31 protein-coding genes and 1 pseudogene are annotated in these 26,770 nt (G+C 71.2%); 13 read left to right on the forward strand and 19 right to left on the reverse strand.

The window, feature by feature from the left end; genetic code table 11:
• Position 1: 1 nt before the first annotated feature.
• Both ABT360_RS20190 and ABT360_RS20195 read right to left on the reverse strand, forming a co-directional pair.
• The gene (locus tag ABT360_RS20190) at positions 2 to 292 is read right to left on the reverse strand and encodes a hypothetical protein (protein ID WP_351817990.1); all 291 of its coding nucleotides are present in this window, start codon (positions 290 to 292) and stop codon (positions 2 to 4) included.
• A 450-nt stretch (positions 293 to 742) separates the two neighbouring features.
• Positions 743 to 1,054: an ATP-binding protein gene (locus tag ABT360_RS20195; RefSeq protein WP_444852280.1), complete on the reverse strand. Its 312-nt coding sequence runs from the start codon at positions 1,052 to 1,054 to the stop codon at positions 743 to 745.
• Here ABT360_RS20195 and ABT360_RS20200 point away from each other — a divergent pair.
• The 3 genes from ABT360_RS20200 to ABT360_RS20210 all read left to right on the forward strand — a co-directional run bounded on the left by ABT360_RS20200 (position 1,044) and on the right by ABT360_RS20210 (position 2,611).
• Positions 1,044 to 1,211 carry a hypothetical protein gene (locus ABT360_RS20200; protein ID WP_351818117.1) on the forward strand — a complete coding sequence of 56 codons (168 nt, stop codon included), beginning with the start codon at positions 1,044 to 1,046 and terminating at the stop codon, positions 1,209 to 1,211. The genes ABT360_RS20195 and ABT360_RS20200 overlap by 11 nt on opposite strands.
• 178 nt (positions 1,212 to 1,389) lie before the next feature.
• Complete coding sequence (locus tag ABT360_RS20205) at positions 1,390 to 1,605, forward strand: DUF397 domain-containing protein (protein ID WP_444852284.1); 216 nt, start codon at positions 1,390 to 1,392, stop codon at positions 1,603 to 1,605.
• A gap of 100 nt (positions 1,606 to 1,705) precedes the next feature.
• The gene (locus tag ABT360_RS20210; protein ID WP_351817999.1) at positions 1,706 to 2,611 is read left to right on the forward strand and encodes a helix-turn-helix domain-containing protein; all 906 of its coding nucleotides are present in this window, start codon (positions 1,706 to 1,708) and stop codon (positions 2,609 to 2,611) included.
• Positions 2,612 to 2,639: 28 nt separating this feature from the next.
• Here ABT360_RS20210 and ABT360_RS20215 read toward each other — a convergent pair whose 3' ends face one another.
• The 4 genes from ABT360_RS20215 to ABT360_RS20230 all read right to left on the reverse strand — a co-directional run bounded on the left by ABT360_RS20215 (position 2,640) and on the right by ABT360_RS20230 (position 5,594).
• Positions 2,640 to 3,452: an SAM-dependent methyltransferase gene (locus ABT360_RS20215; RefSeq protein ID WP_351818002.1), complete on the reverse strand. Its 813-nt coding sequence runs from the start codon at positions 3,450 to 3,452 to the stop codon at positions 2,640 to 2,642.
• 126 nt (positions 3,453 to 3,578) lie between these two features.
• Positions 3,579 to 4,772: a hypothetical protein gene (locus tag ABT360_RS20220; RefSeq protein ID WP_444852281.1), complete on the reverse strand. Its 1,194-nt coding sequence runs from the start codon at positions 4,770 to 4,772 to the stop codon at positions 3,579 to 3,581.
• A gap of 18 nt (positions 4,773 to 4,790) precedes the next feature.
• Positions 4,791 to 5,315, reverse strand: a complete 525-nt coding sequence (locus tag ABT360_RS20225; protein WP_351818099.1) for a metallophosphoesterase family protein — start codon at positions 5,313 to 5,315, stop codon at positions 4,791 to 4,793.
• Positions 5,316 to 5,336: 21 nt separating this feature from the next.
• Positions 5,337 to 5,594 carry an acyl-CoA carboxylase subunit epsilon gene (locus ABT360_RS20230; protein WP_351818005.1) on the reverse strand — a complete coding sequence of 86 codons (258 nt, stop codon included), beginning with the start codon at positions 5,592 to 5,594 and terminating at the stop codon, positions 5,337 to 5,339.
• Positions 5,595 to 5,898: 304 nt separating this feature from the next.
• Here ABT360_RS20230 and ABT360_RS20235 point away from each other — a divergent pair, with 304 nt between their 5' ends.
• Genes ABT360_RS20235 through ABT360_RS20245 form a run of 3 tightly spaced genes read left to right on the forward strand, consistent with a single transcriptional unit; the run spans position 5,899 to position 8,829 of the window.
• Positions 5,899 to 7,032 (forward strand): type III polyketide synthase, encoded by a 1,134-nt coding sequence (locus ABT360_RS20235; protein ID WP_444852282.1) that lies wholly within the window; start codon positions 5,899 to 5,901, stop codon positions 7,030 to 7,032.
• Entirely contained in the window at positions 7,025 to 8,248 is a 1,224-nt protein-coding gene (locus tag ABT360_RS20240) for a cytochrome P450 (RefSeq protein WP_351818102.1), read from the forward strand. The genes ABT360_RS20235 and ABT360_RS20240 overlap by 8 nt, the downstream gene beginning before the upstream one ends.
• 26 nt (positions 8,249 to 8,274) lie before the next feature.
• Positions 8,275 to 8,829: a cupin domain-containing protein gene (locus ABT360_RS20245; protein WP_351818105.1), complete on the forward strand. Its 555-nt coding sequence runs from the start codon at positions 8,275 to 8,277 to the stop codon at positions 8,827 to 8,829.
• Positions 8,830 to 8,833: 4 nt separating this feature from the next.
• Here the strand turns inward: ABT360_RS20245 and ABT360_RS20250 are convergent, their stop codons facing one another.
• Together ABT360_RS20250 and ABT360_RS20255 are read right to left on the reverse strand one after the other, a co-directional pair.
• On the reverse strand, positions 8,834 to 11,110 hold the full coding sequence (locus ABT360_RS20250; protein WP_351818011.1) for a catalase: 2,277 nt from the start codon (positions 11,108 to 11,110) through the stop codon (positions 8,834 to 8,836).
• Positions 11,111 to 11,321: 211 nt separating this feature from the next.
• On the reverse strand, positions 11,322 to 12,602 hold the full coding sequence (locus tag ABT360_RS20255) for an MFS transporter (RefSeq protein WP_351818014.1): 1,281 nt from the start codon (positions 12,600 to 12,602) through the stop codon (positions 11,322 to 11,324).
• Positions 12,603 to 12,822: 220 nt separating this feature from the next.
• Here ABT360_RS20255 and ABT360_RS20260 point away from each other — a divergent pair.
• A pseudogene (locus ABT360_RS20260) lies at positions 12,823 to 12,903 on the forward strand (hypothetical protein); the annotation flags it as partial.
• Between the two features lie 115 nt (positions 12,904 to 13,018).
• Here the strand turns inward: ABT360_RS20260 and ABT360_RS20265 are convergent.
• The gene (locus tag ABT360_RS20265; RefSeq protein ID WP_351818108.1) at positions 13,019 to 13,492 is read right to left on the reverse strand and encodes an SPW repeat protein; all 474 of its coding nucleotides are present in this window, start codon (positions 13,490 to 13,492) and stop codon (positions 13,019 to 13,021) included.
• Between the two features lie 194 nt (positions 13,493 to 13,686).
• Between ABT360_RS20265 and ABT360_RS20270 the strand changes: the two genes are divergently transcribed.
• Positions 13,687 to 13,887 (forward strand): hypothetical protein, encoded by a 201-nt coding sequence (locus tag ABT360_RS20270; protein WP_351818017.1) that lies wholly within the window; start codon positions 13,687 to 13,689, stop codon positions 13,885 to 13,887.
• On the opposite strand, the gene ABT360_RS20275 is transcribed toward ABT360_RS20270, so the two are convergent.
• Together ABT360_RS20275 and ABT360_RS20280 are read right to left on the reverse strand one after the other, a co-directional pair.
• Positions 13,860 to 15,365: a SulP family inorganic anion transporter gene (locus ABT360_RS20275; RefSeq protein ID WP_351818020.1), complete on the reverse strand. Its 1,506-nt coding sequence runs from the start codon at positions 15,363 to 15,365 to the stop codon at positions 13,860 to 13,862. The genes ABT360_RS20270 and ABT360_RS20275 overlap by 28 nt on opposite strands.
• Before the next feature lie 83 nt (positions 15,366 to 15,448).
• Positions 15,449 to 16,033, reverse strand: coding sequence for a carbonic anhydrase (locus tag ABT360_RS20280; protein WP_351818023.1), 585 nt, complete (start codon positions 16,031 to 16,033; stop codon positions 15,449 to 15,451).
• 529 nt (positions 16,034 to 16,562) lie between these two features.
• Between ABT360_RS20280 and ABT360_RS20285 the strand changes: the two genes are divergently transcribed.
• Positions 16,563 to 16,997, forward strand: coding sequence for a subtilase-type protease inhibitor (locus tag ABT360_RS20285; RefSeq protein WP_444852283.1), 435 nt, complete (start codon positions 16,563 to 16,565; stop codon positions 16,995 to 16,997).
• Positions 16,998 to 17,193: 196 nt separating this feature from the next.
• Here ABT360_RS20285 and ABT360_RS20290 read toward each other — a convergent pair whose 3' ends face one another.
• Complete coding sequence (locus ABT360_RS20290) at positions 17,194 to 17,928, reverse strand: PRC and DUF2382 domain-containing protein (RefSeq protein ID WP_351818029.1); 735 nt, start codon at positions 17,926 to 17,928, stop codon at positions 17,194 to 17,196.
• Between the two features lie 169 nt (positions 17,929 to 18,097).
• Between ABT360_RS20290 and ABT360_RS20295 the strand changes: the two genes are divergently transcribed.
• Positions 18,098 to 19,015, forward strand: a complete 918-nt coding sequence (locus tag ABT360_RS20295; protein WP_351818032.1) for a hypothetical protein — start codon at positions 18,098 to 18,100, stop codon at positions 19,013 to 19,015.
• 93 nt (positions 19,016 to 19,108) lie between these two features.
• On the opposite strand, the gene ABT360_RS20300 is transcribed toward ABT360_RS20295, so the two are convergent.
• The 4 genes from ABT360_RS20300 to ABT360_RS20315 form a co-directional block, all read right to left on the reverse strand.
• A complete protein-coding gene (locus ABT360_RS20300; protein WP_351818111.1) occupies positions 19,109 to 20,770 on the reverse strand; it encodes a phytoene desaturase family protein in 1,662 nt (553 codons plus the stop codon).
• A gap of 38 nt (positions 20,771 to 20,808) precedes the next feature.
• Positions 20,809 to 21,246: an SRPBCC family protein gene (locus ABT360_RS20305; RefSeq protein ID WP_351818035.1), complete on the reverse strand. Its 438-nt coding sequence runs from the start codon at positions 21,244 to 21,246 to the stop codon at positions 20,809 to 20,811.
• 69 nt (positions 21,247 to 21,315) lie between these two features.
• Entirely contained in the window at positions 21,316 to 21,978 is a 663-nt protein-coding gene (locus ABT360_RS20310) for a transcriptional regulator (protein ID WP_351818038.1), read from the reverse strand.
• Positions 21,979 to 22,302: 324 nt separating this feature from the next.
• Complete coding sequence (locus ABT360_RS20315) at positions 22,303 to 23,079, reverse strand: polysaccharide deacetylase family protein (protein WP_351818041.1); 777 nt, start codon at positions 23,077 to 23,079, stop codon at positions 22,303 to 22,305.
• Positions 23,080 to 23,230: 151 nt separating this feature from the next.
• On the opposite strand from ABT360_RS20315, the gene ABT360_RS20320 reads away from it, so the two are divergent.
• Positions 23,231 to 24,202, forward strand: coding sequence for an LLM class F420-dependent oxidoreductase (locus ABT360_RS20320; RefSeq protein ID WP_351818044.1), 972 nt, complete (start codon positions 23,231 to 23,233; stop codon positions 24,200 to 24,202).
• A 5-nt stretch (positions 24,203 to 24,207) separates the two neighbouring features.
• The gene (locus ABT360_RS20325) at positions 24,208 to 24,813 is read left to right on the forward strand and encodes an isochorismatase family cysteine hydrolase (RefSeq protein WP_351818047.1); all 606 of its coding nucleotides are present in this window, start codon (positions 24,208 to 24,210) and stop codon (positions 24,811 to 24,813) included.
• A 121-nt stretch (positions 24,814 to 24,934) separates the two neighbouring features.
• On the opposite strand, the gene ABT360_RS20330 is transcribed toward ABT360_RS20325, so the two are convergent.
• Positions 24,935 to 25,330, reverse strand: a complete 396-nt coding sequence (locus ABT360_RS20330; RefSeq protein ID WP_351818050.1) for a hypothetical protein — start codon at positions 25,328 to 25,330, stop codon at positions 24,935 to 24,937.
• Between the two features lie 170 nt (positions 25,331 to 25,500).
• Here ABT360_RS20330 and ABT360_RS20335 point away from each other — a divergent pair, with 170 nt between their 5' ends.
• Positions 25,501 to 25,827: a plasmid stabilization protein gene (locus tag ABT360_RS20335; protein ID WP_351818053.1), complete on the forward strand. Its 327-nt coding sequence runs from the start codon at positions 25,501 to 25,503 to the stop codon at positions 25,825 to 25,827.
• A gap of 16 nt (positions 25,828 to 25,843) precedes the next feature.
• Here the strand turns inward: ABT360_RS20335 and ABT360_RS20340 are convergent, their stop codons facing one another.
• Positions 25,844 to 26,527, reverse strand: coding sequence for an HAD family hydrolase (locus ABT360_RS20340; RefSeq protein WP_351818056.1), 684 nt, complete (start codon positions 26,525 to 26,527; stop codon positions 25,844 to 25,846).
• Positions 26,528 to 26,638: 111 nt separating this feature from the next.
• Positions 26,639 to 26,731, reverse strand: coding sequence for a DUF6766 family protein (locus ABT360_RS20345; RefSeq protein ID WP_351818114.1), 93 nt, complete (start codon positions 26,729 to 26,731; stop codon positions 26,639 to 26,641).
• Positions 26,732 to 26,770 lie beyond the last annotated feature (39 nt).

A 26,770-nucleotide genomic window follows, 5' to 3' on the forward strand; every position in this document is an offset into this window, starting at 1 on the left:
GTCACACGTCGTACCCCTGGGCGGCGAGCCAGCGGTGGACGGCCGTCTTGTCGGCGACGCTGATGCGCAGGGGCCCGCCGGGCGCGGGCCCCTCGTCCTCGTTGAAGCCCGTGTCGGTGACCCTGGCCGTCACCCAGTCGGCGAGCTCCCGGGCGGCATCGGCGGACAGGCTTCCGCGCCGCCACGCCTCCCGGGCCTCCTCGGCGGCCCGCGCGTCATGCCGCGCCGCCTCCTCCAGCCATGCCGGTACGAGCCGTTCGACGACCCGCTCGTCCGCTGCGGAATGGTTCATGCCCCCATGTGTGACCGCCGACGGGCGATGTCATTCCCCCTTGGCCCGAACGCGTCCCGCGCGGCCACCGGGTCCGGGGGATCCGCGCCTTGCGGCAAAGGGGTGAACCCGCCCTTCCCTGATCCCGCGGCCATTACGCGCCGGGGGACGGCCTGTTACGCAAAGGAACCCGGGAATCCGGGTGTCTCGACAAGCTGTGCGTCGGCCTGCCGGTCGAGGGCGACGTCCAGAACATCCTGCTGATCAACATCGGTGTCCAGGACATCCTCAACGACACGCAGAACCAGCAGTGCGCCGAGAACTCCACGGCGGTCAAGGGCGACAGCGCCCTGTCGCGCATCCTGGAGAACGTCATCTCCGAGAACGGGGCCGTCGCCGTCCAGGACTGATGTGAGCGGCCGGTCCGCACGGTGCCGAGCGTCCTGCGGGCCGGCCTCGCCGGCGGGGGGCTCAGGCCGACTCGCCGGGCAGGGAGAGGGTCGCCCAGACGGTCTTGCCCCGCTGCGGGGCCGGGTCCCAGGACCAGGATTCACTGAGAGCGCCGACGAGGGCGAGACCCCGGCCGTTTCCCGCGGCGTCATCGGCGGTACGCGGGCGCGGCGGGTCACCACTCGGGTCGGTGACGGCGCACACCACGACGCCGGGGTAGCGGAAGAGGCCCAGCCAGACGGGGTTCTCCGAGGGCGGGGAGGACGACCGGGCCAGCCCGTGCTGGACGGCGTTGGTCACGAGTTCGCTGACGACCAGCGTCATGTCCGGCACCAGCGACGGCAGCGCCCACGACGTCAACGTGGCCCTGACGAACCGCCGCGCGTGTCCCGCACTGCTCGGACACCCGCCGAGCCCGCAGGCCGCGAAGGCCCCCAGACTCTCGTCGCGCGGCAGCGCGGTATCCGTACGCGATAAGGCCGAGGTGTGAGCCGTCACTGGGCATGTCCCCCTGCAGGCTTCGGTGTTCGACGGTGCGGCAGTCGATCTGGAACGAGTATCGTCGGCCGAGTCCTCAAAATGCAATTGCATCTGGGATTGCATTCAGGCCTTCCTGGAACACCTGAACGAAACGGCAGGGGTTGGTGGGTGTGGAGTTCTTCAACGGTATGCAGGCCGGAGCCCTGGGTCCGGTCACATGGACCAAGAGCACGTACAGCAACGCCACGGGAAACTGCGTCGAGTTCGCGGCCCTTCCCGGTGGCCGGATCGCGGTCCGCAACTCCCGCGACCCGCTCGGCCCCGCGCTGATCTACACCCGTGACGAGATCGCGGCCTTCGTCGCGGGCGCCCGGGACGGCGACTTCGACTCCGTCCTGGAGTGAGACGGCACGGGACCGAACCGGTCACGGGATCGACTCGCTCTCTGGCCCGCCCCGCCCCGTCCTGGATACTGTCGTGTCCTCACAGAGCAGGAGCGCCCCGATGACCGCAACGGAACGGAGCCCGTCGTTGTTCGTCCGGCCCCTGGGGGCGGTCGAGAACAACCCGACCGCCCTGAAGCTGATCCTGGGCGGCAAGCTGCGCGAACTACGCGTGAGCGCCGGACTCGACCCCGCCGACGTGGACGTCCGCCTGGGGTTCTCGCGATCGAAGACCAGTCGGCTCGAGCTGGGCCGCCACGGCTGCAAACCGGCCGACGCCGAGGCGCTGCTGCGGCTGTACGGCGTGGAGGACGAGGAACTGGTCGCCGAGTTCCAGCGGTTGGTCGCCCAGTCCCGCCGGCCCGACTGGTGGCGCTCCTTCAGCGACGTCCTGTCGGACTTCTTCACTCCGCTGGTCGCCCTGGAGGGAGCGGCCGCGATCATACGCACCTACGAGCCGTTCTACGTGCCGGGCCTGCTGCAGACCGCCGCCTACGCCCGGGCGGTGATCGAGTCGGGCCCCGCCCGGCTCCTCCCCCACGACGTCCGGCGACGGGTTGACCTGCGGCAGGAGCGGCAGCGCCAGCTCGACCAGCCGGACGCGCCCCGGCTGTGGGCGGTGATCGACGAGTCGGTCCTGATGCGCACGGTCGGCGGCCCGCGGGTGATGCGGGAACAACTGGAGCACCTCGCCGCGATGATGCGGCGCTCCCACGTCACGGTGCAGATCGCGCCGCTGGACGTCACCGCGTCGGTGGGCGTGGGCACCGGCGTGACGTACCTGCGGTTCGCGCTCGGCGACCTCAAGGACGCCGTCTACATCGAGCACTTGACGGACAGCACCTTCAGCCAGAAGCCCCAGACCGTCGAGCAGTACCGCGACATGCTCGACAGACTGGGAGCCTGTGCGCTCACCCCGAAGGAGTCGCTGGCGCTGCTCGACGAGCGGGTCCGGCGCTACTCCTGACGGCGTCGCCGCCCGCTTCCCGGCGCCTTCACACGATCCGTGCGACGCCGCCCCACTCCACCCATTCGTCGGTCTGCTGGGTGGGGGCCAGGTCGTTGTCCGGCCGCCATGTCGACACTTCCACCAGGCCCGGTTCGAGGATCTCCAGGCCGGTGAGGAACTCGGCCACCTCGTGCTCCTCGCGCACCCGGCCCCAGTGCCCGCCGGTGGCCTCCGCCATGAAGTCGGTCACGAAGGTGCGGATCTCCGGACGGTCGCTGACCAACTGGCACACGACGAGGAAGCTGCCCGGTACGAGGCGTTCGGCGACCCGCCGCACCAGTGCGCCCGGGTCGTCCTCGTCCGGGATGCAGTGCAGGACCGACACGAACAGGGCCGCGACGGGACGGCTGAAGTCGATCAGCCTCCTGGTCTCCTCGTGTCCGAGGATCCCCTCGGTGTCGCGCATGTCCGCCTGGATGACCGTGGTCCTGTCGTTCTCGTCCAGGAGGGCGCGGCCGTGCGCCAGCACGATGGGGTCGTTGTCGACGTACACGACGGCGGAGGCGGGGTCGACGGCCTGGGCGACCTGGTGGACGTTGTCCTGGGTGGGCAGACCCGAGCCGTGGTCGATGAATTGGCGAATTCCGTACTCCGCCGCCAGTACCCGCACCACCCGCCTCAGGAAGTGCCGGTTGTTCACCGCCAGCGCCTTCGTACTGGGCACCTGCTTCAGCAGGAGCTCGCACGCCTCGCGGTCGGACTCGTAGTTGTCGCTGCCCCCCAGGAAGTAGTCGTACATGCGCGCCACGCTGGGCACGGCCGTGTCGATGGCGTCAGGGCTCCACAACTCGCGTGCCATTCAGTCCCCATCCGCTTCGGTGCCGTCAGGTCGGTCGTACGAGAGGCACATGCTAGGGAGAGTCGGCGCGCCGGTATGAGGAATGACGGTAAGCGCGGCCGACGGCGGTGTCTTTCGGCCATCGTGTCAGCGCATGACACCTTCGGTGGTGTCATGCCAGCGTTCGAGCCGTCGCTGCAGCACCTGGAGCGCTCCGCGCTGGCGGCCGGGCACTCGGCGGCGCAGCGCGATCAGGGCCGGGGCCAGGGCCCGGGCGGCTTCCGCGTCGCGGAGCTGCTCCCACTGGTGGTGGGCGCGGTCCACGGCGCCCTCGACCTCGGGGTCGTCCCGGGTCTGCCGGCGCGCCAGCCTGGCCTCCGCGGCCACCATCCACAGCCGGCAGCTGGCCGCCGGGTCCCGGGCGAGGCGGGCCAGGTCGGCGCGTACCTCCAGCCAGTGGATCGCCTGGGGTGAGCCCGAGCCGTACGTCCGGTGCGCGTGCTGCTCCCAGGCCGCGGCGGCCGCCGCGGCTTCACCGTGCCGGCCCGATTCGGCGGCGGCGAGGATGGACGGCAGTGGGTCGGGGCCGCTCTCGCGCCGTGCGGGCGGAACCGCGGGAACGGACGCGGGCGGGGGTGCGGGCATCGGCGTGGACGTGGGCATCGGCTGGGGCGGGAAGTCCGCCGCGAACAGGAGTGCGCCGGGTCCCGAGCCCGGCTGCTGCTCGCCGGCCTGTGCGACGACCTGCTCGTGGAGGGCGGCGAGCGGCGGGCGGGCTCCGCTGCGCCAGATGCCGGCGCAGGCCTTGAGGTAGTCGGGGCTCGCGATGGTGCGACGCCCGGGTGGCGGGCCGACGCGGCCGTAGACGCGGACTCCGTGGCACAGCGCGAGGAGGCCCCGGTCCGTGGCGAGTTGCTGCCAGGTCGGGTCGTCGGCGACCAGGTCGACGACGACGGTGGTCGTGCCCGGGCGGCGGAGCTTCAGCTCACCGGCGATCCAGTGCCAGGGCAGCGCGGTGTAGCGGAGGGTGGAGGGGGACGTACGGGCCAGGGCGAGGTGCGGCAGGCGCTGCCGGTGGTCGAGGTGCAGCTGTCCGGCGATGTAGAGCGAGAGCGGGCCGGGCGAGGCGACGGCGGCGCGCAGACGGGTGAGGACGGCTTGCGGGTCGAGCGGGTCCGCCAGCTCGACCAGTGTCGCGGCCGCCGTGCCGGTCAGCGCGCCCGGCGGCACGGCGGCGAGCGCGGGAAGCACGCCCACCGCGTCGATCAGTCGCCCCTTGCCGACGGGGGCGGCCGCCAGCAGCAGCGCCGTCCCGGCCGTGTCCTCCGTGTCGATCACCACAGCAGCACCGTATCCGCTCTACCGGGTGCCGGGCCGCACCGGGTGGCGCGGAGGGAGGCGGTGGAGGCGGACCTCCGCCAGCCGGCCGGCGGTGACGACGGCGGTCATGTACGTGCAGTACGGCTGGCGGCGGCGGTCGGTGGGCGAGCCGGGGTTGAGCAGCCTCAGACCGCCGGGCGCCGTGCTGTCCCAGGGGATGTGGCTGTGCCCGAACACCAGGACGTCCAGGTCGGGGAACCGCTCTTCGCACCGGCGTTCGCGGCCTTGCGCGGGGCCCGTCTCGTGGACGATCCCGAACCGCAGTCCGCCGAGCTCGGCGCGCGCCACCTCGGGCAGCCGGGCACGCAGCTCGGGGCCGTCGTTGTTGCCGTGGACGGCCAGCAGCCGTTTCGCGCGGGTCTCCAGCAGGTCCAGGGTGGCGACGTCCACCCAGTCACCGGCGTGCAGCACCACGTCGGCGGCCTCGATGCCCGCCAGGAGCTCCGTGGGCAGCTGCTTGGCGCGTAAGGGCAGGTGGGTGTCGGAGGTCAGGAGCAGTCGCACGTCATGGGTCGCGTTCACCCGTCAATGGTGGGGGTGGCGGGGCGGTAGGCCGAAGCGGGCGCGCCATGATCCGGGAGCCGGGTGGGCCCGCCAGCCGCGGTCCCACTCGGCCCGGCGCGGAGCCGTATCCGGTCCGGGCCCCTCCGCCGCGGTCCTGCACGCGAGTGCGGTCAGTACGGCGGTGAGGGCCGCGAGTTCGGTGGCGGTCGGGTGGCCGTGGACGATTCGGAGATGGTGGGGCATTCGCTCATGCTCCGCCGCGCCCTGTCGCCGGGGCATCCGCTGCTCCCCCGTCCGGGCGAGCGGAGGGCCGTGCCCGTGCCCGTGCCCCGGCTGGGCGCAATGAGCGGCGATGGCGTGATGCCGGGTCTTGTGCTCCGTCCGGGTGCCGGCGTCGCACGCCGGTTCGCCGCCCGTCGGCGGGCGCCGGGCCGGCGGCCGCACGGCGGCTGGTGCAGCGGGGTCCCCGGGACAGGGCGCCGCGTCACCGGTTCGACGTAACCGGGTGGCTTCTCTTCGACGCGCGCGGCGATCGCCGGTCACGGATCCTTATGAGTGCAAACGCGACGAAAGGGCTTACGTCATGGCCACGTTGTGCAGACCCGCGGTATCCGTCCCCGAGCACGTGATCACCATGCAGCAGACGCTCGACCTGGCGCGGACCATTCACGCGGACCACCCCCAGCTGCCGCTCGCCTTGCGGCTGATGGAGAACACCGGTGTCCAGAAGCGGCACCTGCTGCGGCCCATCGAGGAGACCTTGCGGCACGACGGCTTCGAGATACGCAACCAGATATACGAGGCCGAGGCCAAGGCCCGGGTCCCCGCCGTCATCGAACAGGCGCTCAAGGACGCGGAACTCCGGGCCGCGGACATCGACGTGATCATCTACGTGTCGTGCACCGGCTTCATGATGCCGTCGCTCACGGCCTGGCTGATCAACACGATGGGTTTCCGCAGCGACACCCGCCAGGTGCCCATCGCCCAGCTCGGCTGCGCGGCGGGCGGCGCGGCGATCAACCGGGCGCACGACTTCTGCACCGCCTATCCGGAGGCGAACGCGCTCATCGTGGCGTGCGAGTTCTGTTCGCTGTGCTACCAGCCGACCGACCTCGGCGTCGGCAACCTCCTGTCGAACGGACTGTTCGGCGACGGGCTCGCGGCCGCGGTGATGCGGGGCCGGGGCGGTACGGGCGTGGCGCTGGAGCGCAACGGCTCGTACCTGGTCCCCGAGACGGAGGACTGGATCGCGTACGACGTGCGTTCCACCGGCTTCCACTTCAAGCTCGACAAGCGGGTGCCCGGCACCATGGAACCCTTGGCGCCGGCCCTCAAGGAACTGGCGGGGCAGCACGGCTGGGACGCCTCCGACCTGGACTTCTACATCATCCACGCGGGCGGCCCGAGGATCCTGGACGACCTGAGCACGTTCCTGGGCGTGCCCTCGGAGGCGTTCCGCTTCAGCCGCGCCACGCTGACCGAGTACGGGAACATCGCCAGCGCCGTCGTCCTGGACGCGCTGCGGCGGCTGTTCGACGAGGGCAGCGCGCAGCACGACGCGCGCGGGCTGCTCGCGGGGTTCGGCCCCGGTATCACGGCCGAGATGTCGCTCGGCCGCTGGACGGTCTCCGACCGTGCTTCCGAACGCCTCGGCACCCGCGTGCTGAAGGACGTACCCGACCGTGTCCCGGTGGAGGAACCGACCCGTGTTGGATGAGACGACGACCGCGGCCGCACTGCCGCCGGTACGCCACTGGCCCGCCCTCGACCTGTACGGGGTGGATTTCGACCCGGTGCTCGCCGAGCTGATGCGTGAGGGGCCGGTCACCCGGATCAAGCTGCCCAACGGTGGGGGCTGGGCCTGGCTCGTGACCCGTTACGACGACGTCAGGGCGGTGACCAACGACCCGCGCTTCAGCCGGAAGCTGGTCGTCGAGAACGACGTCACGCGGCTGGCACCGCACTTCATTCCGGTCGACGGTGCGGTGGGGTTCGAGGATCCGCCCGACCACACCCGGCTGCGCCGGGCGGTTGCGCCCGCGTTCACCACGCGGGGCGTGGAGCGGCTGCGCGAGCGGGCCCGGCAGCTGCTGGAGGAGCTGGTCGACGAGGTGCTGGCCGACGGGCCGCCCGCCGACTTCACCGAGCGTCTGCTGGGGCCGTTCCCGCTGGCCGTGGTGTGCGAGCTGATGGGTGTCCCGGCGATCGACCGGCCGCGGATGCACGAGTGGACGAACCTGATCCTGTCGTCCTCCCACGGCGTGGAGCGCAGCCAGCGGGCCAAGGAGGACATGTGCGCCTACTTCGCCGATCTGCTGAGCCAGCCGCGTGACGGCGACGACTCGGACGAGGAGAGCGTCATCGGGCTGCTGGGCACGGCCGTGGCGAACGGTGAGATCACCGCGTCCGAGGCGGTGGGGCTGGCGCTGCTGATCCAGATCGGCGGCGAGGCGGTCACCAACAACTGCGGCAACATGCTCTTCGTCCTGCTCACCCATCCGGAGCACATGGCACGGCTGCGCGCCGAGCCGGCCGTCCGCCCGCGCGCCATCGACGAGCTGCTGCGCTACATCCCGCACCGCAGCGCCGTGGGCCTGTCCCGGATCGCCACGGAGGACGTGACGGTGGCGGGCGTGCGGATCCGGGCGGGCGAGCCGGTCTACGTCTCGTACCTGGCGGCCAACCGCGACCCGGAGGTCTTCCCCGACCCGGAGGCGCTGGACTTCGACCGGAGTCCCAATCCGCATGTGGCGTTCGGGTACGGGCCGCACTTCTGCGTGGGCGCCATGCTCGCCCGGATGGAGTCCGAGCTGTTGGTGGACGCCTTCCTGGACCGGTTCCCCGGGCTGCGTTTCGCCGTCCCGGTCGAGGAGGTCCGGTTCCGCCGCGGCGCGCTGATCCGCGGGCCCGAGTCCCTTCCGGTGACCTGGTGACCGCGCATCAGGGGGCGCCGGCCGCGATGCTGGCCGACGCCCCCGCCGGGCTGCTGGTTCCGGCGGGGCACGGCCGTACGCTGCGTTCGCCCGCCCAGGAGGTCACCTTCAAGGTGACCGGTGAGCACTCCCGGGCGGCGTCGAGTTTCGAGGTGGTGGTGGCTCCCGGTTTCGACGTGGGAGCTCATGTGCACACCCGGAGCGAGGAGCTGTTCTACGTCCTCGACGGGGAGCTGGACGTCCTGGCGTTCGAGCCGCGGGTGCGGACGGTCGACGACTGGCGGCACTGGGAGTCACCGTCCGGCCGGCGTACCGTCCGGGCCACGCCGGGCACGGTGATCGTGGTCCCGCCGGGCTGTCCGCACGCCTTCGCCAACCGTACGGACAAGCCCGCCAGGATGTTCTTCCAGGCGTCGCCGCCACCGGACCACGAGCGGTACTTCGAGGAGCTGATCGGGATCCTCGACCGGGGCGGGCCCCTGGACCACGCCGCGATCGCCGCGCTGCGCGCCCGCTACGACATCGAGCAGATCACGCCGCTGCGGCACGACGCGCACCAGGAGCCGCCGGCCGGCTCGTGAGGGTTCACGCGGCGGCCGGGAAGCGGTCCCAGACGCGGTGGCGGCCGAGGAGCCGCACGATCTGTGCGAGGACGCCTTCGCCGCTGTCGCCGCTCACCACGCCGGGGGCGGACGCCGGTACGCCGACGGCCTCCAGGACGGTTTCGGCTCCGGCCCAGCCGCCGATGGCCTTGGCGTGCCGGAACGCCTCGGAGACCATCAGCAGGAGGCGCGGATCGAGGGCGGTGGCCGCCTGCCCGGCGTCGCCGGCCTTGGCGTCCCGTGCTCCGTACGCGTCGCTCCCCGGCGCGGGTACCCCGGCGAGGATCAGCGCGTCGAACTCGATGGAGCGTGCGGTGGCGAAGGTCCGCTGCACGGTGACGGGGTCCGTGCCGTCCGCGCCGAGCCTGCCGCCCGCCGGTGCGATGACGAGGGGCACCATGCCCGCGTCGAGGACGGCCTGACGGAGGGTCCGGACACCGTCGAGGTCGCCGTTGTCGTCGGCGACGATGCCGATGATGCGGCCGTCGGCGGGCCACTCCTGGCCGACCTGGGACAGCGCGGGGCTCGGCACGACGTCCGGCAGCGGCAGGGTGGGTTCGGGCGCGGGCAGTCCGAGGCCCTCTGCGACCCGGGCGCACAGCTCGGGGTCGATGTTGGCCAGTGCCTGGAGCTGGCGCTGCTTGACGGCGTTGTCGTAGCACTTGCCGAGCTCGAAGGTGTACGCGGTGATGATGTGCTCGCGCTCGACCGGGGACATGCTGAGCCAGAACAGCCTGGGCTGGCTGAAGTGGTCGTCGAAGCTGGCCGGTGCCTCCCGGACCTTGCGGGCGGCGGGTACCTCCACCGGGGTCTCGATGTACGCCCCCGTTCCCGCGCCGGCGAAGAAGGGGCAGCCGCCGTCGAGGGAGTTCGGCTTGTAGGGGGCGACGCCGCTGTGCACGGCCTGCTGGTGGAAGCCGTCGCGGAGCATGTCGTTGACCGGGGCGTGCGGGCGGTTGATGGGAATCTGCTGGAAGTTGGGGCCCGCCAGCCGGGTGATCTGGGTGTCGAGGTAGGAGAAGAGACGCCCGGCGAGCAGCGGGTCGTCGGTGACGTCGATGCCCGGTACGAGGTGGCCGACGTGGAAGGCCACCTGCTCGGTCTCGGCGAAGAAGTTGCTGGGGTTGCGGTTGAGGGTGAGCAGGCCGATGGGCTGCACCGGTGCCAGTTCCTCCGGCACGATCTTCGTCGGGTCGAGCAGGTCGATGCCCTCGAAGGTCTGCTCGGGGGTGTCGGGGAAGGTCTGGATGCCGAGCTCCCACTGCGGGTGGGCGCCGGCCTCGATCGCGTCGGCCAGGTCGCGGCGGTGGAAGTCGGGGTCGACACCGCCGGTGATCTGCGCCTCCTCCCAGAGCTGGGAGTGGACGCCGAGTTTCGGCTTCCAGTGGAACTTGACCAGGGTGGTGGCGCCCTCCGCGTTGACGAGGCGGAAGGTGTGGACGCCGAAGCCCTCCATGGTGCGGAACGAGCGGGGGATGCCCCGGTCGGACATGTTCCACATGGTGTGGTGCTGTGCCTCGGTGTGCAGCGAGACGAAGTCCCAGAAGGTGTCGTGGGCGCTCTGGGCCTGCGGGATCTCCCGGTCGGGGTGCGGCTTGCCCGCGTGGATCACGTCGGGGAACTTGATGGCGTCCTGGATGAAGAAGACCGGGATGTTGTTGCCGACGAGGTCGAAGACGCCCTCCTCGGTGTAGAACTTCGTGGCGAAGCCACGGGTGTCGCGGACGGTGTCCGCGGAGCCTCGCGAGCCGAGGACGGTGGAGAACCGCACGAACACCGGGGTCTCGGTGCCTTTGCGGAGGAAGGCCGCCCTGGTGACCCCCTCGGCGGTGCCGTACGCCTGGAATACACCATGGGCGCCTGCTCCGCGGGCGTGTACGACGCGCTCCGGGATGCGCTCGTGGTCGAAGTGCATGATCTTCTCGCGCAGGTGGTGGTCCTGGAGGAGGACCGGGCCGCGGGGGCCCGCCTTGAGCGAGTGGTCGGTGTCGTACAGCCGGGTGCCCTGGGCGGTGGTGAGGTAGGGGCCGTCCTGGGCCCGGGACTGGGGCGGATTGCCGGTGTGGCGGCCGGTGGGCGAGTACGGTTCCGGCTCCCCCTGGTCCGGCTTGGGCGGCAGCGGGCCGCGGACCTCGGTGGGCTCCTCGGCCTGGGCGGGCTCGGGGGCCGGGGCGCCGGGGACGCCCTCGGCCGGGCCGTCGCCCTGGAGGGTCTCGGTCAGCTTCTGGGCGGCAGCCTTCAGCGGGTTGGGGTTCGGCATAGTTCCTCCGTGCTCGGGACAGGGACTCCACAGCCATGACCCCCACGGCACGGAACAAAACGGAAGCACCGGAGACATCCGTCCATCGGCACACACGCCCTCGCGGGGTGGGCCGCCGGTCCGTGAGCGGTCATGGCTGCGCAGGTACCCCCGTGTGCTTGCGGGATGCACGGACTTTGGCCATATGTGCGGGCGGCTGTCGCCGGCGGTCTCAGCGCTCCAGTTCCCTGTGGGCGCTCTCGGGCAGTCGCAGGTACACGGCGGCGGACACCAGGCACAGGGCGGACACGTACCAGGGGAACAGGCCCGGGCGGCCCAACTCCTTGAACAGCGTCCCCACATAGGGCGCCGTTCCGCCGAAGAGGGCCACGGTCAGCGAGTACGGGAAACCTATCCCGGCGGCGCGCACCCGGGCGGGGAACATCTCCGCGTTGACCGCGGCCGAGACCGAGGTGAACCCGGTGAGCAGGACCATGCCCGCGCACTGGACCAGGAGCAGGGAGGCGAAGGAGTCCCCGATCGAGCGCAGCAGGGGCACGCTGAGCAGGGCGAAGCCGAGGCCGAAGAACAGCAGCAGCGGTTTGCGGCCGTAGCGGTCGGACAGGAGTCCGCCGAGCGGCTGGAGCAGGGCGAAGAAGCCGAGCGCGAGGGTGCCCGCGAGCAGCGCGTCGGCCTTGTCGATACCGGCGTTGAGCTCGGCGTACGTGGGCAGGTAGGAGGTCCAGGTGTAGTACGCGAGGGTGCCGCCGGCCGTGATGCCGCAGATCAGCAGCGATGCGCGGGGATGGCGGCGCAGCGCGTCGAAGAGCCCGGGGCGGGGCTGCCCGGAGCGTTCCGATGCGGGCTGGAGGGTCTCCTGGGCTCCGCGCCGGATCCAGAAGCCGACGAGGCTGAGGGCGGCTCCCACGAGGAACGGGACGCGCCAGCCCCACCCTTCCATCTGCTTCTCCCCGAGGCCGCCGACCAGGGCGGCGGCGATACCGGAGGCGGCGAGCTGGCCGATGGTGGTGGAGACGTACTGGAAGCTGGAGAACAGGCCGCGCCTGCCGGGCCCGGCCGACTCGACCAGGAAGGTGGTGGAGGCGGCGAACTCCCCGCCCACCGAGAGGCCTTGCAGGAGCCGGGCGGCCACCAGCACCACCGGGGCGAGGACGCCCACCGCGGCGTACGTGGGTGTCAGCCCGACCAGGAGGCTGCTGCCGCCCATCAACAGGATGGTGAACGTGAGCGCGGCACGCCGGCCGTGCCGGTCCGCGACGGCGCCCATGAGCAGCCCGCCGACGGGTCGCATGAAGAACCCGACCGCGAAGACGGCGAAGGCGGACAGCAGGGGGACGAGGGAGTTTCCGGACCCTCGGGGGAAGACCTGGCCGGCTATGTAGGTGGCGAGAAAGGTGTAGGCGTACCAGTCGTACCACTCGACGGCGTTGCCCACCGAAGCGGCGAGCAGTTGCCGGGCGGGCCGGCGGGCCGGGGCGGGAGTCTCTGTCATGATCACGGCCATCCCCGCCGCGGCCGGTCCGCACACGTGCGCGGTGTGACGGCTTGGCGTGATCCTCACGCTCTGCCGACGGCTCGGGAGCCATCGCTGCGTCCAGCGTGTGTGATCAAGGAACCGGCGGCAGCAGTGCCGCGGCTGTTCGACGGGCCGCCGCATTCCGTCGCCGGCGACCTGAACACCCTGCCGGCCGCCGACCGGACCGTGCGCGGGTGTGACGACGCCCGGTGTCGACGCGGCCTGCGAGCGGATGACCGACCTCGGCTACGAGGTGCTGGTCTTCCACACGAGCGGGGCGGGCGGCCGGGTCCGCCGCCCTTCGCCTGCCGACGCCGGCCGGCACGCGCCCACGCACGGGAAGGCCCCGGCGCCAAGGCGCCGGGGCCTTCCGGTCGAGCGTGTCGGCTCATTCACTCCCTGGCGGGACCGGGGCCACCGCGGGTGCGGGTGCGGGTGCGGCCCGAACGGCGGCCGGCCATCGCCGCCGCGGCCATCGCCAGGCCGAGAAGCAGAGCCACGGCGCCGACGATGATGTTGTTGACCACACTGCGGGTCGTGTCGACGTTGCCGGCCACGACCCACGGAGAGACGATCGTCCATGCGCCGATGGCGCACGCGGCCCAGGCCATGGCATGGGTCCGCTCGTACGCTGAGCCGAACCCGCCCATGCACAGGGCATAGGCGACACCGGTGATCAGGTTGCACACGGCGAGAGTCGTGAGGCCGTTGAACCCGACGATCCATGGCGAGGCTGCCAAGTAGACACCCGTGAGGAGACCGAGGGTCTCGATCGCCTGGCCACGGGGAGTGCTGGTCGCCCGTTCGAACCGAGATCGCATCTCGGCCAGATCGGGGTGTTGCTCGATGCTCGGGTGGGTGGTCATTGCGGGCCCGCCTCCTGTGGAAGACTTTATCTGCCCTTTATGCCCCATATAACTACCTTCATCCACCCTGGTCAACAGGAGGGGCAGCGGTCGCGTCACGCTGACGAGAACAGGCTCCCGACACTTCTCCGGCAGGGATTCGTTGATCATTCACAGCGTTCCTGAACGACGAACCACCAACCGAGAGGGCAAGCATGAACCTCCGTGCCACCGCCATGGCCGCGGCCACCGGCGTCCTGCTCACCGCCGGTGCCGCGACCGCCCGGGCCGCCGAACACGAGGACGCTCCCGGTACGGGAGCCCGCACCGGGAGCGACAGCGTCGCGATCGTCAAGAACGACCGGCTGACGCCCTCGTCCGTCGTCGACTACGTCCTGGCCGCTGACGAGACCTGAGCGGGGGTCGACTCCGGAGGCAGCATCCGTACCGGTTCCGTACCGGCGTCGTTGTGGCGCAGCGCCCAGTTCTCCAGGGCGACGCGGCACGCGTGGTCGAGGTGGCGCAGCCCGGAGAGGTCGAGCTCGATGGGCCGGTCCTTGGGAAGGTTCTCCAGCTCCTCCAGGATCCTGGGCAGCCGGAGGAACGTCGCGTTGCCCGTGATGGCCGCGACGAGGCGGCCACCGGTGAGCTCCCGCACCTCCACGTGGAGATGGGACGTCTCCCAGGCGGTCTTGCACACCGCGAGCAGCAGGCCCAGCAGCACACCCTCGAAGAGGTTGGTGACCAGGATGGCCACAGCCGTGACACCGAGGATCACCGCCTCGCCGCGATGCTCGCGCCACAGCGGGACCAGGTCCTTGACGGGTACGAGCTTGCAGCCGGCGTGCACCAGGACGCCGGCGAGCGCGGCGAGCGGGATGACACCGATCACGGCGGGGAACAGGGCGGCGAACAGCAGCAGCCACAGTCCGTGCAGGATCCGCGAGAGCGAAGTGCGGGCGCCTGCCTGGACGTTGGCGGAGCTTCGGACGATAACGGCCGTCATGGGCAGGGCTCCGAGCGCCCCGCAGATGGTGTTGCCGATGCCCTGGGCCATCAGCTCCTTGTCGTAGTCGGTGCGCGGCCCGTCGTGCATGCGGTCGACCGCCGCCGCGCTGAACAGGCTCTCGGCCGAGGCGATCAGGGTGAAGGCGAGGACCGTGCCGATCGCGCCCACCGTGGCGATGTCCCCGAAGCCGCCGAGGCCGGGGGGCTGGACGGCGTCCAGCAGCCCCTGGACCTCCACCTTGGCGACGGGCAGGTCGAACAGGACGGCCACGGCGGTGGCGAGGGCGACCGCGACGAGGGGGCCGGGCACCACGCGGGCCCGGGCCGGGAGCCGTGGCCACAGGACGAGGACGGCCACGGTTCCGGCGCCGACGAGGAACGCGGTGAGCGCGGTGCCGCCGGACACGAGGGAGCCGGCCAGCTCGGGCAGACCGGCGAGTTTGCCGAGGCCGCCGGACGGCTGGTCGGTGTCGGCCATCGCGTACACCTGACCCAGCACGAGAACCAGGCCTATGCCCGCGAGCATGCCCTGGACCACGGCGACGGAGATGGCGCGGAACCAGCGGCCGAACTTGAGGGCGCCGAGAAGGAGTTGGAGCAGGCCGGATATGAGGACGATGGCGCCGAGCGCGGCCAGGCCGAACTCCTGGACGGCTTCGTACACCAGGACGGTCAGGCCCGCGGCGGGGCCGCTGACCTGGAGGGAGCTGCCGGGCAGGGCGCCCACGACGAGACCGCCGACGATGCCGGTGACCAGCCCGAGTTCGGCGGGTACGCCCGAGGCGACGGCCACGCCCACGCACAGGGGCACGGCGACGAGGAAGACGACGAGCGACGCGAGTATGTCGCGGCGCAGCACGGAGCGATCCTTCAACTGGGAGAGCATGAGGGTGGGTTCCTAGAGGTGCGGTCCGCCGCCCCGGGGGACGGCGGACGGACGGAGGTGGGGACGAGAGCGCCGCGGTCCCTTCACAGGGGCCTGAACTCGCCCTCCAGATCCGGGCGGTGCACGCTCACGGCACCGGTGTCGACCTCGTAGTACCAAGCATGGAGCGATAGTTGTCCGTCCGCGAGAAGCTCTCGCACGGCCGGGTAGTCGCGGAGTGTGTCGAGCTGTCTCACGGCGTGGCGGCGCACCGCCTGCGCGAGGTCCTGGGTAGCCGGTGGCTCCGGCACCGCATGGTCGAGCCAACTGCGCACGGCGGGGAGGGCGGTGAGGTCGTCGCCGCGTACGAGGGCGCCGACGGCGCCGCAGTGCGAGTGCCCGCACACGACGATGTCGCGGACGCCCAGGACACGCAGTGCGTACTCGACGGTGGCCATCTCGGCACTGGGCCGTGCCTCGTCGTAGCGGGGAACCACATTGCCGGCGGTGCGGAGTTCGAAGAGCTCTCCCGGGCGGGCGCCGGTGATCAGCGAGGGGATCACCCGCGAGTCGGAGCAGGTGATGAACAGCGCCTGAGGGGACTGTCCGGCGGCGAGACGGCGGAATTCGTCCGGCCGTCGGGCGACGCGAGTGGGGAACGTACGAGCGTTGTCGATCAGGGATTTCATGGCGGCCTGCCTCCTGCGCTCCGGCCGGGGAGGCCGGGACGCGGTGTGGTCGGGTCATTGTCGGTTGTGCGTGGGGGGCATGACGAGAACCACGGGGTCTCCGCAGCGCTGTCGGAGCACGGCACCGTAGTGCGATGCCCTAACGATCATGCATCACGACAGCTTCGTCAACTTTGCCAGGACATTACCTTCCGGTGACAGGTCCTTTTGAGTCGGCACGCCGAGGAGGGCAGGCCGGATCTCAACCACCCGTGTTGCCGTCACGTTTCGGACATGTTGACCGACGACCCACCCGAACGTTTCTGCGCATCGTGCACCTTTGAACCATTTCAGGCACGCCATAAAGCCCTGATGGAAGAGGGGGTCCATGAGTGCGTACGGCTCTTCAAGAATACGTTTCGCGTCAGCGCTTGAATAACAGACCAAACCGAAAAACGTTGGTGAATGTGCGTCAACAGGACGGGCACGGCAATGTGGCTGCCGCACGGCACCGAACGAACCGAGAAATCGAGCTGAGAGGTTTTATGCCATGCGGACACTGGTAAGGCGCGCCATCGTTTGCGGTCTGGCCACAGCGGGGGTCCTCGGGCCTATGACCGTCACGGGGGCCGCCGCGAAGGCCGCCGCGCCCGAGCCGCGACTCTACGCGCCGACGGCCCTGGTGCTCACGGTCGCCCAGGGCGAGACCGCCGCCACCGCGGTGCCCACGCGGGCGGTGACGCTCACCTGTAATCCGACCGCCGGCGGGACGCATCCGGCACCGCAGCAGGCATGCGCCGAACTGCGGGCCGCAGACGGAAAGTTCGACAAGCTGGGCGGTGACGAGACCCGCCCCTGCATCAAGATCTACGACCCGGTCGTCGTCACCGCACAGGGCACGTGGGAAGGCCGTCGCGTGAACTTCGAGCAGAAGTACGCGAATTCCTGCATCATGCAGGCCGAGGGTTCGGTCTTCTCCTTCTGAGCCCGCGCACCGCTCTCCCCCAGGCCCGCACGGCCCGCGACAGGCCGTGCGGGCCTCGTCGTGCCATGACGGCCGCGGAGGACGGCCGTGAACAGTCGTTGTATACGACCCCGGGGGTGTGAATCACGGCGCGTCGCCGAACGTGAAGAGCCGTACGCAACCCCGCTCCCTGGGGAGCGGGGCGGTCCGTCGAGGGTCAGCGGTCGGTGCCGCGCTCCTCGTCGGGAAGGTCGGCTTCGATCCGCTCCTTGCGGACCTGACCGCGTACGGTCTCCTCGTCGGCGACCTCCTCCGTACTCAGCCGCACCCGCTCCACCGGGGTGGCCCGGGTCTCGACCACCGGCTCCTCGGCGTGCAGCGTCACCTCGTGCTCGGCCTCGGAGATCTCCGGACCGGACAGGGCGGCGTCACGGTTGGCGTCGGTGACGGGCTCGCGTTCGAGGACGACCTCCTCGTGCCGCACCGGGATCGTCTGCTGGACCTCCTCGGTCACCACGTACTTACGGAGCCGGGCCTTGCCCGCCTCGCGCTGCTCCACTCCCACATGCATGTGCTCCTCGGAGCGGGTCATGGCGTCGTCACCCGAGCGCCCGCCCTGCTCCTGGGTGCCCTCCCAGCCGATGCCGTAGTACTCGTAGAGGCGCCGTTCCTCGGCGGCCGAAAGGTGGCCGCCCGCGTCCACGTCGACGCTCGGAGCGTCCTTGACCTTGCCCTTGGGGTAGGGCACCTCCAGATGGTCCTCGACGACCGTCGCCTCGTGGATCGGGACGAAGCATTCGGCTCCGGTGAGGAACCCGGTCTTGACGCTGACCCAGTCGGGCCGACCCGTCTCATCGTCAACGAACACGTGCTTGGCTTCACCGATCTTGTTGCCGGACGCGTCGTACACCGGATGGTCGAGCACGGCCGGGATCTGTGCCTGGGTGATCATGCATCCTCCCTGGGATTCGCGCGTTCTGTCGTGGACCTCGTCGCTTCCCTGGTCCCAGGGGCCGGGTGACCACCGCCTCCAGAAGGAAAACCTCTCCTACCGCCTCAAAATGGGGCATAACTGAAATGTTGGGGAGGATGTGCTGCGGGCAGTGCCCCACGGGAGAGCTGTGGATCTGGAGAGCGTCACCGACGAGTTGTACGGGCTGCGACCCGACCGTTTCACCGCGGCACGGAACACCCGCGCCGCCGAGGCCCGCACGGCCGGTGACCGGGCCCTCGCGGACGCCGTCCGGGCGCTGCGCCGACCGACCCTGGCGGCGTGGGCGAGCAATCTGCTGGTACGGGAGCGCCCGGCGGAAGCCCGGTCGCTGGCCGCTCTCGGGGACGGGCTGCGCCGCGCCCACCAGGAGCTGGACGGAGAACGTCTCCGGGAACTCAGCCGGAAACAGCATGCCCTGGTGACAGCGCTGGCACGGCAGGCACAGCAGCTCGCGGCGGATGCCGGGCAGCCGGTCGGCGAGGATGTGCGGCACGAGGTCGAGGCGACCTTGCACGCCGTCCTGGCGGACCCGGCCGCGGCCGAGGAGTGGGCGTCGGGGCGGCTGGTGAAACCCCTGAGCGCCCCCGTGGGCTTCGCCGCGGCACTCGCGGACGTCGCACCTCCGGCGCGTGGGCGGGGTACGGAGGAGGGGAACCAGTCACGGAGTACGGGAGAACCACCGGCGCGTGAGCAACGGGCGCACGACCGGCGGGAGCGGGAGCGGCGGGAGCGGGAGCGTGAACGGCGGGAGCGCGAGCTGCGGGAGGAGCTGCGGCGCGCCGAGGAGGAGGCCCGGGCGCGTGAGGCGGAGCGCCACCGGGCCCAGGCCGACCAGGAGCGGGCCGAGGCCGAACTCCGGGAGGCTGCGCGGCGGGTGGACGCGCTGGCCGGGGAGCTCAAGGAGGCCCAGGCGCTCCGGCGCACGGCGGACGAGGACGTACGTGCCGCGCGTCGGCGGCTCCAGGAGGCCGAGCGGGCGGCGAGTGAGGCCCGACGCCGTGCGAGTGACGTGGCCGCTCGCGCCCGGCGGCCGGACGTCGAGTGAGGGAGGCCGGCGACGACGGGGGGTCTGGCCGGCCGTCGTGGGTACAGGTGCCGGCGGCTCGCCTCGTGCAGGTGGCGCGCTTCGACGCCGCCGTCACCCCGTCCGTGGCAGGTCGTCCGGGGAAGAGCCGGTGGAGGCCGGGCGGAGGCCGCGGCCCGCCAGGGCGGCCTGCGCGCGGGTGAGCGCCCGGCGCAGTGGCCGGGAACTGCGCAGGGCCGCGCGAGCGGCGTTCGCGCCGGGCGCGCCGTGCACGCCGCCTCCCGGGTGGGCGCCGGCGGAGGCGAGGTAGAGGCCCTCCACCGGTGTCTCGGGACGGCCCGTACCGGGTACGGGGCGGAAGACGAGCTGCTGGTGCATTGCCGCAGTGCCGCCGTTGATGGCGCCCCCGTACAGGTTGGCGTCCATCGCCTCCAGGGTCGGCGGGGCGAGGACGCGGCGGGCGCGGACGAGGGAGCGGAATCCGGGGGCGAAGCGCTCGACCTGGGCCTCCACACGGTCGGCGAAGGCCTCCTGCTCGCGGAGGTCCCAGCTGCCGGTGAGGCCGTCGTCGCCCGCGTCACCCCGGATGCCGTGGGGGACGTGGGTGTAGGCCCAGGCCGACTCGGTGCCGGCCGGGGAGCGGGTCGCGTCGGCGGTGGTCATCTGGCCGAACAGCAGGAACGGCCGGTCGGGCACCTCCCGCATGGCGAGCTGGGCGGAGAACCGGGTCAGTTCGTCCATGCCGTCGGCCAGGTGCACCGTGCCCGCGCCGGCCGCCGGCTCACCGGCCGCCCAGGGGACGGGGCCCGACAGCGCCCAGTCGACCTTGAAGGTGGCCCAGTCCCACTGGAAGCGACGCACGTCGTCGAGCAGCCGGGAGGGCAGGTGCTGGGGCCCGACGAGACCCCCGTACAGAGCGGGTACGGCCACGTCGGCGAGGACCGCGCGGTTCACCGGCACCGTCTCCCCCGCCGCCGTGCGGACCGCCACCGCCCGCCCGGACCGGACGGTCACCTCCACGACCCGCTCACCGCAGCGCACCACGCCGCCGCGCCGCTGGAGGCGGCGTACGAGAGAGGCGCTGAGCGCGCCTGCCCCGCCGACGGGCACGGGGAAGCCGTACGACTGACCGAGCATGGCCATCAGCCAGCCGAAGCCTCCGCTGCCCGCCGCTTCGGGGGCCAGGTCGGCGTGCAGGGCGCTGCCGGCCAGCAGCAGCCGGCCCCCTTCTCCGTGGAACTCCTCCTCCGCCAGACGCCGTACGGGCAGCGTCATCATGCGGGCCAGCCGCAGCCCGCCCGACGCCCGCAGGCGGGCGGCCAGCCGGACCGTGGGGCGTACCGGGGGGAAGGGGGTGAACAGGGCGTCGATGATGTCGGCGCCGAGCCGGTCCCAGATGTCGCAGAGGTGGTCCCAGGCGAGGGCGTCTCCGGGGGCGAACTTCTCCAGTCCGGCCGCCGTCGCGGCCCCGTCGCGCTCCAGCACCGCGCACCGCCCGTCGGGGAGGGGGTGGGCCAGGACGCGCGGCGCATGGCTCCAGTGGAGGCCTTCTTCGTGGAGAGCGAGGCGCGACAGTACGGGGGAGGCCGCGGCCAGCGGGTAGAAGGCGCTGAACACGTCGCTGACGTAGTCCGGGTGGGCGCCCCGGTCACTGCGGACGGCGCCGCCCGGCTCGTCCTGTGCTTCGAGGACTTCGACCGACCAGCCGGCATCGACGAGCACATTGGCCGCGACCAGGCCGTTGGGGCCCGCCCCGATCACCACCGCGTCCGGCACGGTGTCGGGCGCCGCGTCCGGCACGACGGGACCGGAGGTCACGGGGCTTCCCGTTCGACCACGTCGGCGAGGCGGCGGAGCATGGCGCGGTGGCGCAGTTGCAGCAGGGCGTCGATCACCGTGTTGTGCAGCAGGCCGCCGGGGCCGCGGAGCGGGTGCTCGTCGACGACGACGAGCGTCTCGTCGCCCCAGGGGCGGACCTCTATGGCGATCCTCGCCGTTCCCAGGGCGCCGCTCTTGGCTTCCAGTTCCAGGCATCTGGGGGGCTCGTAGAGCCGTACGACGGTCTCTCCCTCCGCCGTGTAGGGGCCCAGGCTGACGGTGTACTCGAGTGTGGCTCCCGTTTTCGGCCAGTGGCCGTCCTTGTGCCGGGACGAAGACGTGCCGACGACCCAGTCGCTGTACCGGGACGCGTCTTCGAGAACGGCCCACACCGCCTCGGGGGGCCTCTTGATCAGCTGATGCCGTACCGCCATGGACGCCTCCGGGGTGCGTCTGTCGGGAAACGAACGCACGGCGGGTACCCGCATCCGGTCGGTGCGAACTCAGGTGCCCGGCGTCAGGGTGTCCCAGAACATCGATTCGTAGGACTGCAGCAGCCGGCCGTAACGGAGCGCCGCCGTCATGGTGACGCGCCCGTCGTCCAGGCCTTCCTGTACGGCGGCGACGGCCTGGTCCTTCAGGGCGGGCGCGGGCAGGGCGAAGAAGTCGAAGAAGCCGCACGCCTCGTCGGCGAACCCGTACCGCGTGCGCAGGGCCCCGGCGATGGTCGCGCAGTATCCGCCCCATGCGGCGAAATTGGCGTACAGGGCGATGGCCACGTCGGCCGGGTCGCCGTTGAGCGCGAGCCAGGCGACGTACGCCGGATAGGCCTGGCAGCCGGCCGCCGGCTCGTACGCCTCGGCCGTCACCTCGTCCAGCCCACAGCCGTTCAGCAGGGCGCCGAGACGGTCCATGGCCAGGGCCTCGCCCTCGGCGAGGGTCGTGAACAGCGCGGCGCCCTGGGGGCGGGCGGCCGTGCGGGCGGCCAGGTGCAGGAAGGAGCGGCGGTCGGAGGTGACGATGTGGCGCTGCTCCAGTGCGAGCGTGCCGATGGTGATGCGGCTCGCCGTGCCGTCGGCGATCGCGGCTACGAGCCGGTTGGCGCCCTGCCGAGGGGCGAGCGCCCGTGCGGTGGCTTCCAGAAGTTCCCGGGCCTGCTGCGTCATCGCCGCGCTCCTTGGGATCTGCGGGATCTGCGTCCTGTGGAGTCAGCGTCGCACGGGCGGCGGCGGACGGGGGCGGTACGTGACGACCGGTGCGGGCGGCGGGGCCGTGCGTGACGACCGATGGCGGGACGACGGAGCCCCGGCTGGACGGGGGGAATCCAGCCGGGGCTGTGCGCCGTGGCCACGGAGGGCGGTCGCCTCGCGGCGGTGGGCCGGGGACACGGTCCCCTGCGCGGCCACACACGATGAACGCTCAACCATCACGAGCGGTTCCCTGAGTGGCCCACTTCACGCCGGGCCCCGTGGTGTGTGGGGCCGGGCCTTTCAGGGCTTGTACACCGTGCCGGGTTCGGGCTTGGCGGGGGCGAGCAGCTGCGGGACGGTGACGAATGTGAAGCCGCGCTTCTTCAGCTCGGCGATGATGCCGGGCACTGCGGGGACGGTGCCGTCGTAGATGTCGTGCAGCAGGATGATGCCGTCCTTCTCGGCCCCGTCGAGGGTCCGCTGCCGGATGAGGGCGGAGTCGGTGGTGGAGTAGTCCTTGGCGGTGACGCTCCAGAGCACCTGGGCGAGTCCGAGTTCGCGGCTGATCTCGGAGACGGTGTCGTCCGTGCGCCCCTGCGGCGGGCGCATCAGGGTGGGCTTGCGGCCGGTGAGCCTCTCTATCGCCTCCTGCGTACGGGACAGCTCCTGGCGTATCCCGTCGGGTTCGAGGTCGGTCAGGATCGGGTGGGACCACGTGTGGTTGGCCACCTCGTGCCCCTCGGCGGCGATGCGGCGTACGACGTCGGGGTAGCGGTCGACGTGCTTGCTGCCGAGCAGGAAGAAGGTCGCCGGGACCTTCTCCTCCTTGAGGATGTCGAGCAGCCGGGGCGTGTCCTTGCCCGGGCCGGCGTCGAAGGTGAGCGCTATGCACGTGACCTTCCTGCAGTCGACCGGCCCCGCCTCGCCCTTGGCCTCCGCCCTGACACTGCTGGGCGCGACCCTCTCGGAGGAACAGCCGCCCAGTGCGATGACGAGCGAGGCCACGGCCAGGAGGGAGACGGGGACGACGGCCTTGCGACGGGTCCGGGACTTCTTGCCGAACTGCATGGAGGACATCTCTCTTCCGCGGTGGGTGGACCGGATCGACCGGTGGGACCGGTCGTCGGCCGACACTCTACACACGGTGTATACACAGGGTGTATACCGGGGTCGCCGAGCCGCTCCGCCCAGATGTTTCCGATGAGATCTTCGGGGAAATCGCGGGTTTATGGTGCAAATCGGATACACGATGATGACCGAGCAGGCCGGGCCCCGTGCCCTTGTGGACCACGTCGTCCAGGCCGAGGAAGCCGGGTTCGACTTCTCGGTGACGTCCGACCACTACTTCCCCTGGCTGCGTTCGCAGGGCCATGCGCCGCATGCCTGGACAGTGCTCGGCGCGGCCGCGCAGGCGACCTCCCGCATCCCGCTGATGACGTACGTGACGTGCCCGACCTTCCGCTACCACCCGGCCGTCGTCGCCCAGAAGGCGGCGACGCTCCAGCTGCTGTCCGAGGGGCGGTTCCGGCTCGGTCTGGGATCCGGCGAGAACCTCAACGAGCATGTGGTCGGCGGTGGCTGGCCCTCCGTCGACGTACGGCACGAGATGCTGGAGGAGGCCATCGTCATCATCCGGGCGCTCTTCGAGGGCGGCCATGTCAACCACCGCGGCGCCCACTTCGACGTGGAGTCCGCCCGCCTGTGGGACCTGCCCGACGAGCCGCCCCCCATCGGCCTCGCCGTGTCCGGCGAGCGGTCCTGCGAACTGGCGGGCCGCCTCGCCGACCTCGTCATCGCCACGGAACCGAAGGGTGAGCTGCTCGACGCGTTCGACCGGCACGGCGGCAAGGGCAAGTCCCGGGTGGGCCAGCTGCCCGTCTGCTACGACCCCGACAAGGAGGCCGCCGTACGCCGTGCGCACGACCAGTTCCGGTGGTTCGGCAGCGGCTGGAAGGTCAACTCGGAGTTGCCGCACCCCGACTCGTTCGAAGCGGCCACGCAGTTCGTGAAGCCGGAGGACGTCGCCGGCGCGATCGCCTGTGGTGACGATCCGGACGACTTCGTGGCCGCGGTGAAGCCGTACGCCGACGCGGGCTTCACCGAGATCGCCCTGGTGCAGATCGGTGGGGACTCGCAGCCCGCCTTCCTGGACTGGTCGGCGAAGACGCTGCTGCCCGCGCTGCGCGAAGCGATCGGCTGACGGGCATGAGTGCTTCCGGCACGGGTACGCCGGAGCGGCGCGGTGACGCCGGCCGCACCGCCCTCGTCGTCATCGACATGATCAACACGTACGAGCACAGGGATGCCGAGCAGCTCCTGCCCTCCGTGCGCGAGACGCTGCCCGTCCTGGTGGACCTGCTGACACGGGCGAGGGAACACGACGTACCCGTGATCTACGTCAACGACAACTTCGGCGAATGGAGGTCCCACCACGGCGAGATCCTCCAGACGGCGCTGGAGGGACCGCACGCCGAACTGGTGGAGCCGATCCGCCCGGACGACTCCTCCCTCTTCGTGGTGAAGGCACGGCACTCGGTCTTCTACGAGACGCCGCTGGCGTACCTGCTGAGGCAGCTCGGCGTCGGTCATCTGGTGCTGTGCGGCCAGGTGACCGAGCAGTGCGTGCTGTACTCGGCGCTCGACGCGCACATCAGGCACATCGAGGTGACGGTGCCGACGGACGCGGTGGCCCATATCCACGAGCCGCTGGCGCGGGCCGCGCTGGAGATGATGCGGCGCAACATGGGCGCCCGGACGGTGGAGGCGAAGGAGATCGACTTCGACTCCACCGCCGCTGGACGCGACGCGTGACGCCCGTGTGATCTCACGGGCGACGCGTGATCACACGGGCCGGGCGACGCGTGGTCCCTGAGGGCTGAGGACTCCCTCAGGGGGGTGATGATCACGCGCGCGGAGAGGGGCGTACGCGGGGTCAGTGGGTGACGTAGCGCGACGCGAGCAGCAGGCGCGCTTCCTTCTCGTGCTCGCCCGACACGGACGTGGAGGACCGCACCTCGAACAGCCCGCCGAGCGCCTTCTCCACTTCCGCCACAGCGTGGTGGTCACCCGTCAGCAGAGCCGTGACCGGTGTGCTGAGGTGCGGCGGTCCGGGCTCTTCACCCTTGCGGGCGGAGCTGTCGAACGTGGCCATCCATACGGTGGGCTCGTGGTCATGGGCCTGTTCCGGCCCTGTCGCGGGTACGTCACAGCCCGCGAAGACCCGGTCGAGCGTCTCGAAGACGGCCCGGGCGTCCTGGCGGCCGCAGTCGCTGAGCTGCACGGTGACGTCGCAGTCCGCGGGGTGGTTCCTTGTTGCGTTGCTCTCCACGTCGCTCCACTCCTTGGGTCGGATCCGGTCCTCATACCCGTACAGGCACGAATACCTCGCCTCGGACCCGTCAATCAGGAACTTCACCGGCCCGTTTGCGGTGGTGAGTGCCTGGTACGAGGGTGAGGAGAAGCAGGGGGGTCCGCAAGGGGGGACGTCAGGAGGAACGAATGCCCGCTGGATCGAGCCCCAAGCGTGAACGGCAGTACGAGCACATCAAGGAAAGTTCCAAGAAGCGCGGCGCGAGCGAGAAGCGGGCGGAGGAGATCGCCGCCCGTACGGTGAACAAGGAGCGGGCGCGCTCCGGGGAGTCGAAGACCGCCAGCAAGACCTCCACGCAGGACATGTCGTCCTCCAAGCGTGGCGGGCAGCGATCCGGCAGCAGTGGTCCCAAGGGTCCGACGTACGACCAGCTCTACGAGGAGGCCAAGCGGAAGGGAATCCAGGGCCGGTCGTCCATGAACAAGTCGGAGCTCCAGCGCGAACTCGGGAAGTGACGCGGCCGGCGCGCCGTCAGCCGACTCGTCCGGCTCCGCCGGCTCCCCCCAGCGGGCTGCGGTCCAGGTGCGCCAGCAGGTCGGCGGGGTCGTCGTAGAGCACGGCGGCCCCCGCTTCCGTGAGGTCCGCTCGTGGGATGCCACCGCACAGCAGGCCCACACAGGTGACGCCCGCGCGGGTGCCGGCCCTCATGTCCCAGACCGTGTCCCCCACGAAGACGGAACTCCCGGCCGGCGCTCCCGCCAGCTCCAGCGCGTGCCGCACCGGCTCGGGCGCCGGTTTGCCCTCGTCGACGTCGTCCGCGCTCGCGGTGGCGGTGATGGCGTCGTCCGCGTCGATGGCGCGGCGCAGTGCGGACAGTTCGGACCCGCCGGCGGAGGTGGCCAGGACGACCGTCCAGCCTTCCGACGCGAGGGTCTTGAGCAGGCGGCCGGCGTTCCGGAACGCGGTCAGCCGGTCGAAGTAGGTCCCGTAGAGAGTCTTGTGGGCGGCGCTGATCGCGTCGTCCTGTGCCGTGTCCCGGTCGTCGCCGAGCAGATGCGCGATCAGGTCGTGCGAGCTCAGCCCAACGGCCCGGTGAACGGCGTGCATGGGCACGTCGTGCCCGGCCTGCCGGAACGCTTCCCACCAGGTGGTCACATGCAGGTGGTTGGTGTCGGCAAGGGTGCCGTCGACGTCGAACACCGCCGCTCGTGTCATGGCCTCTCCGTTCTGTGCTTCTGGGGCTTGCTTTTGAGGTTTCTGGGGCTTCTGGGGCTTCTGGGGATAGCCCTGACACGAGTCTCACCCTGGAGTTGAGATTTACCCCCCTTACCCTTCGATCCCGGTCGAGGAGTGCGCGGCGCCCACCGGTTTCGACTCGGGCGAGCCGCGCTGGCGCAGGAAGACGGCGAAGATCGCCATGGAGCCGACGGGAGGAGCTCGGACTGCCAGTTCTGCAAC

The sequence above is a fragment of the Streptomyces sp. NPDC000229 genome, from assembly GCF_040300825.1.
Lineage (GTDB): Bacteria > Actinomycetota > Actinomycetes > Streptomycetales > Streptomycetaceae > Streptomyces.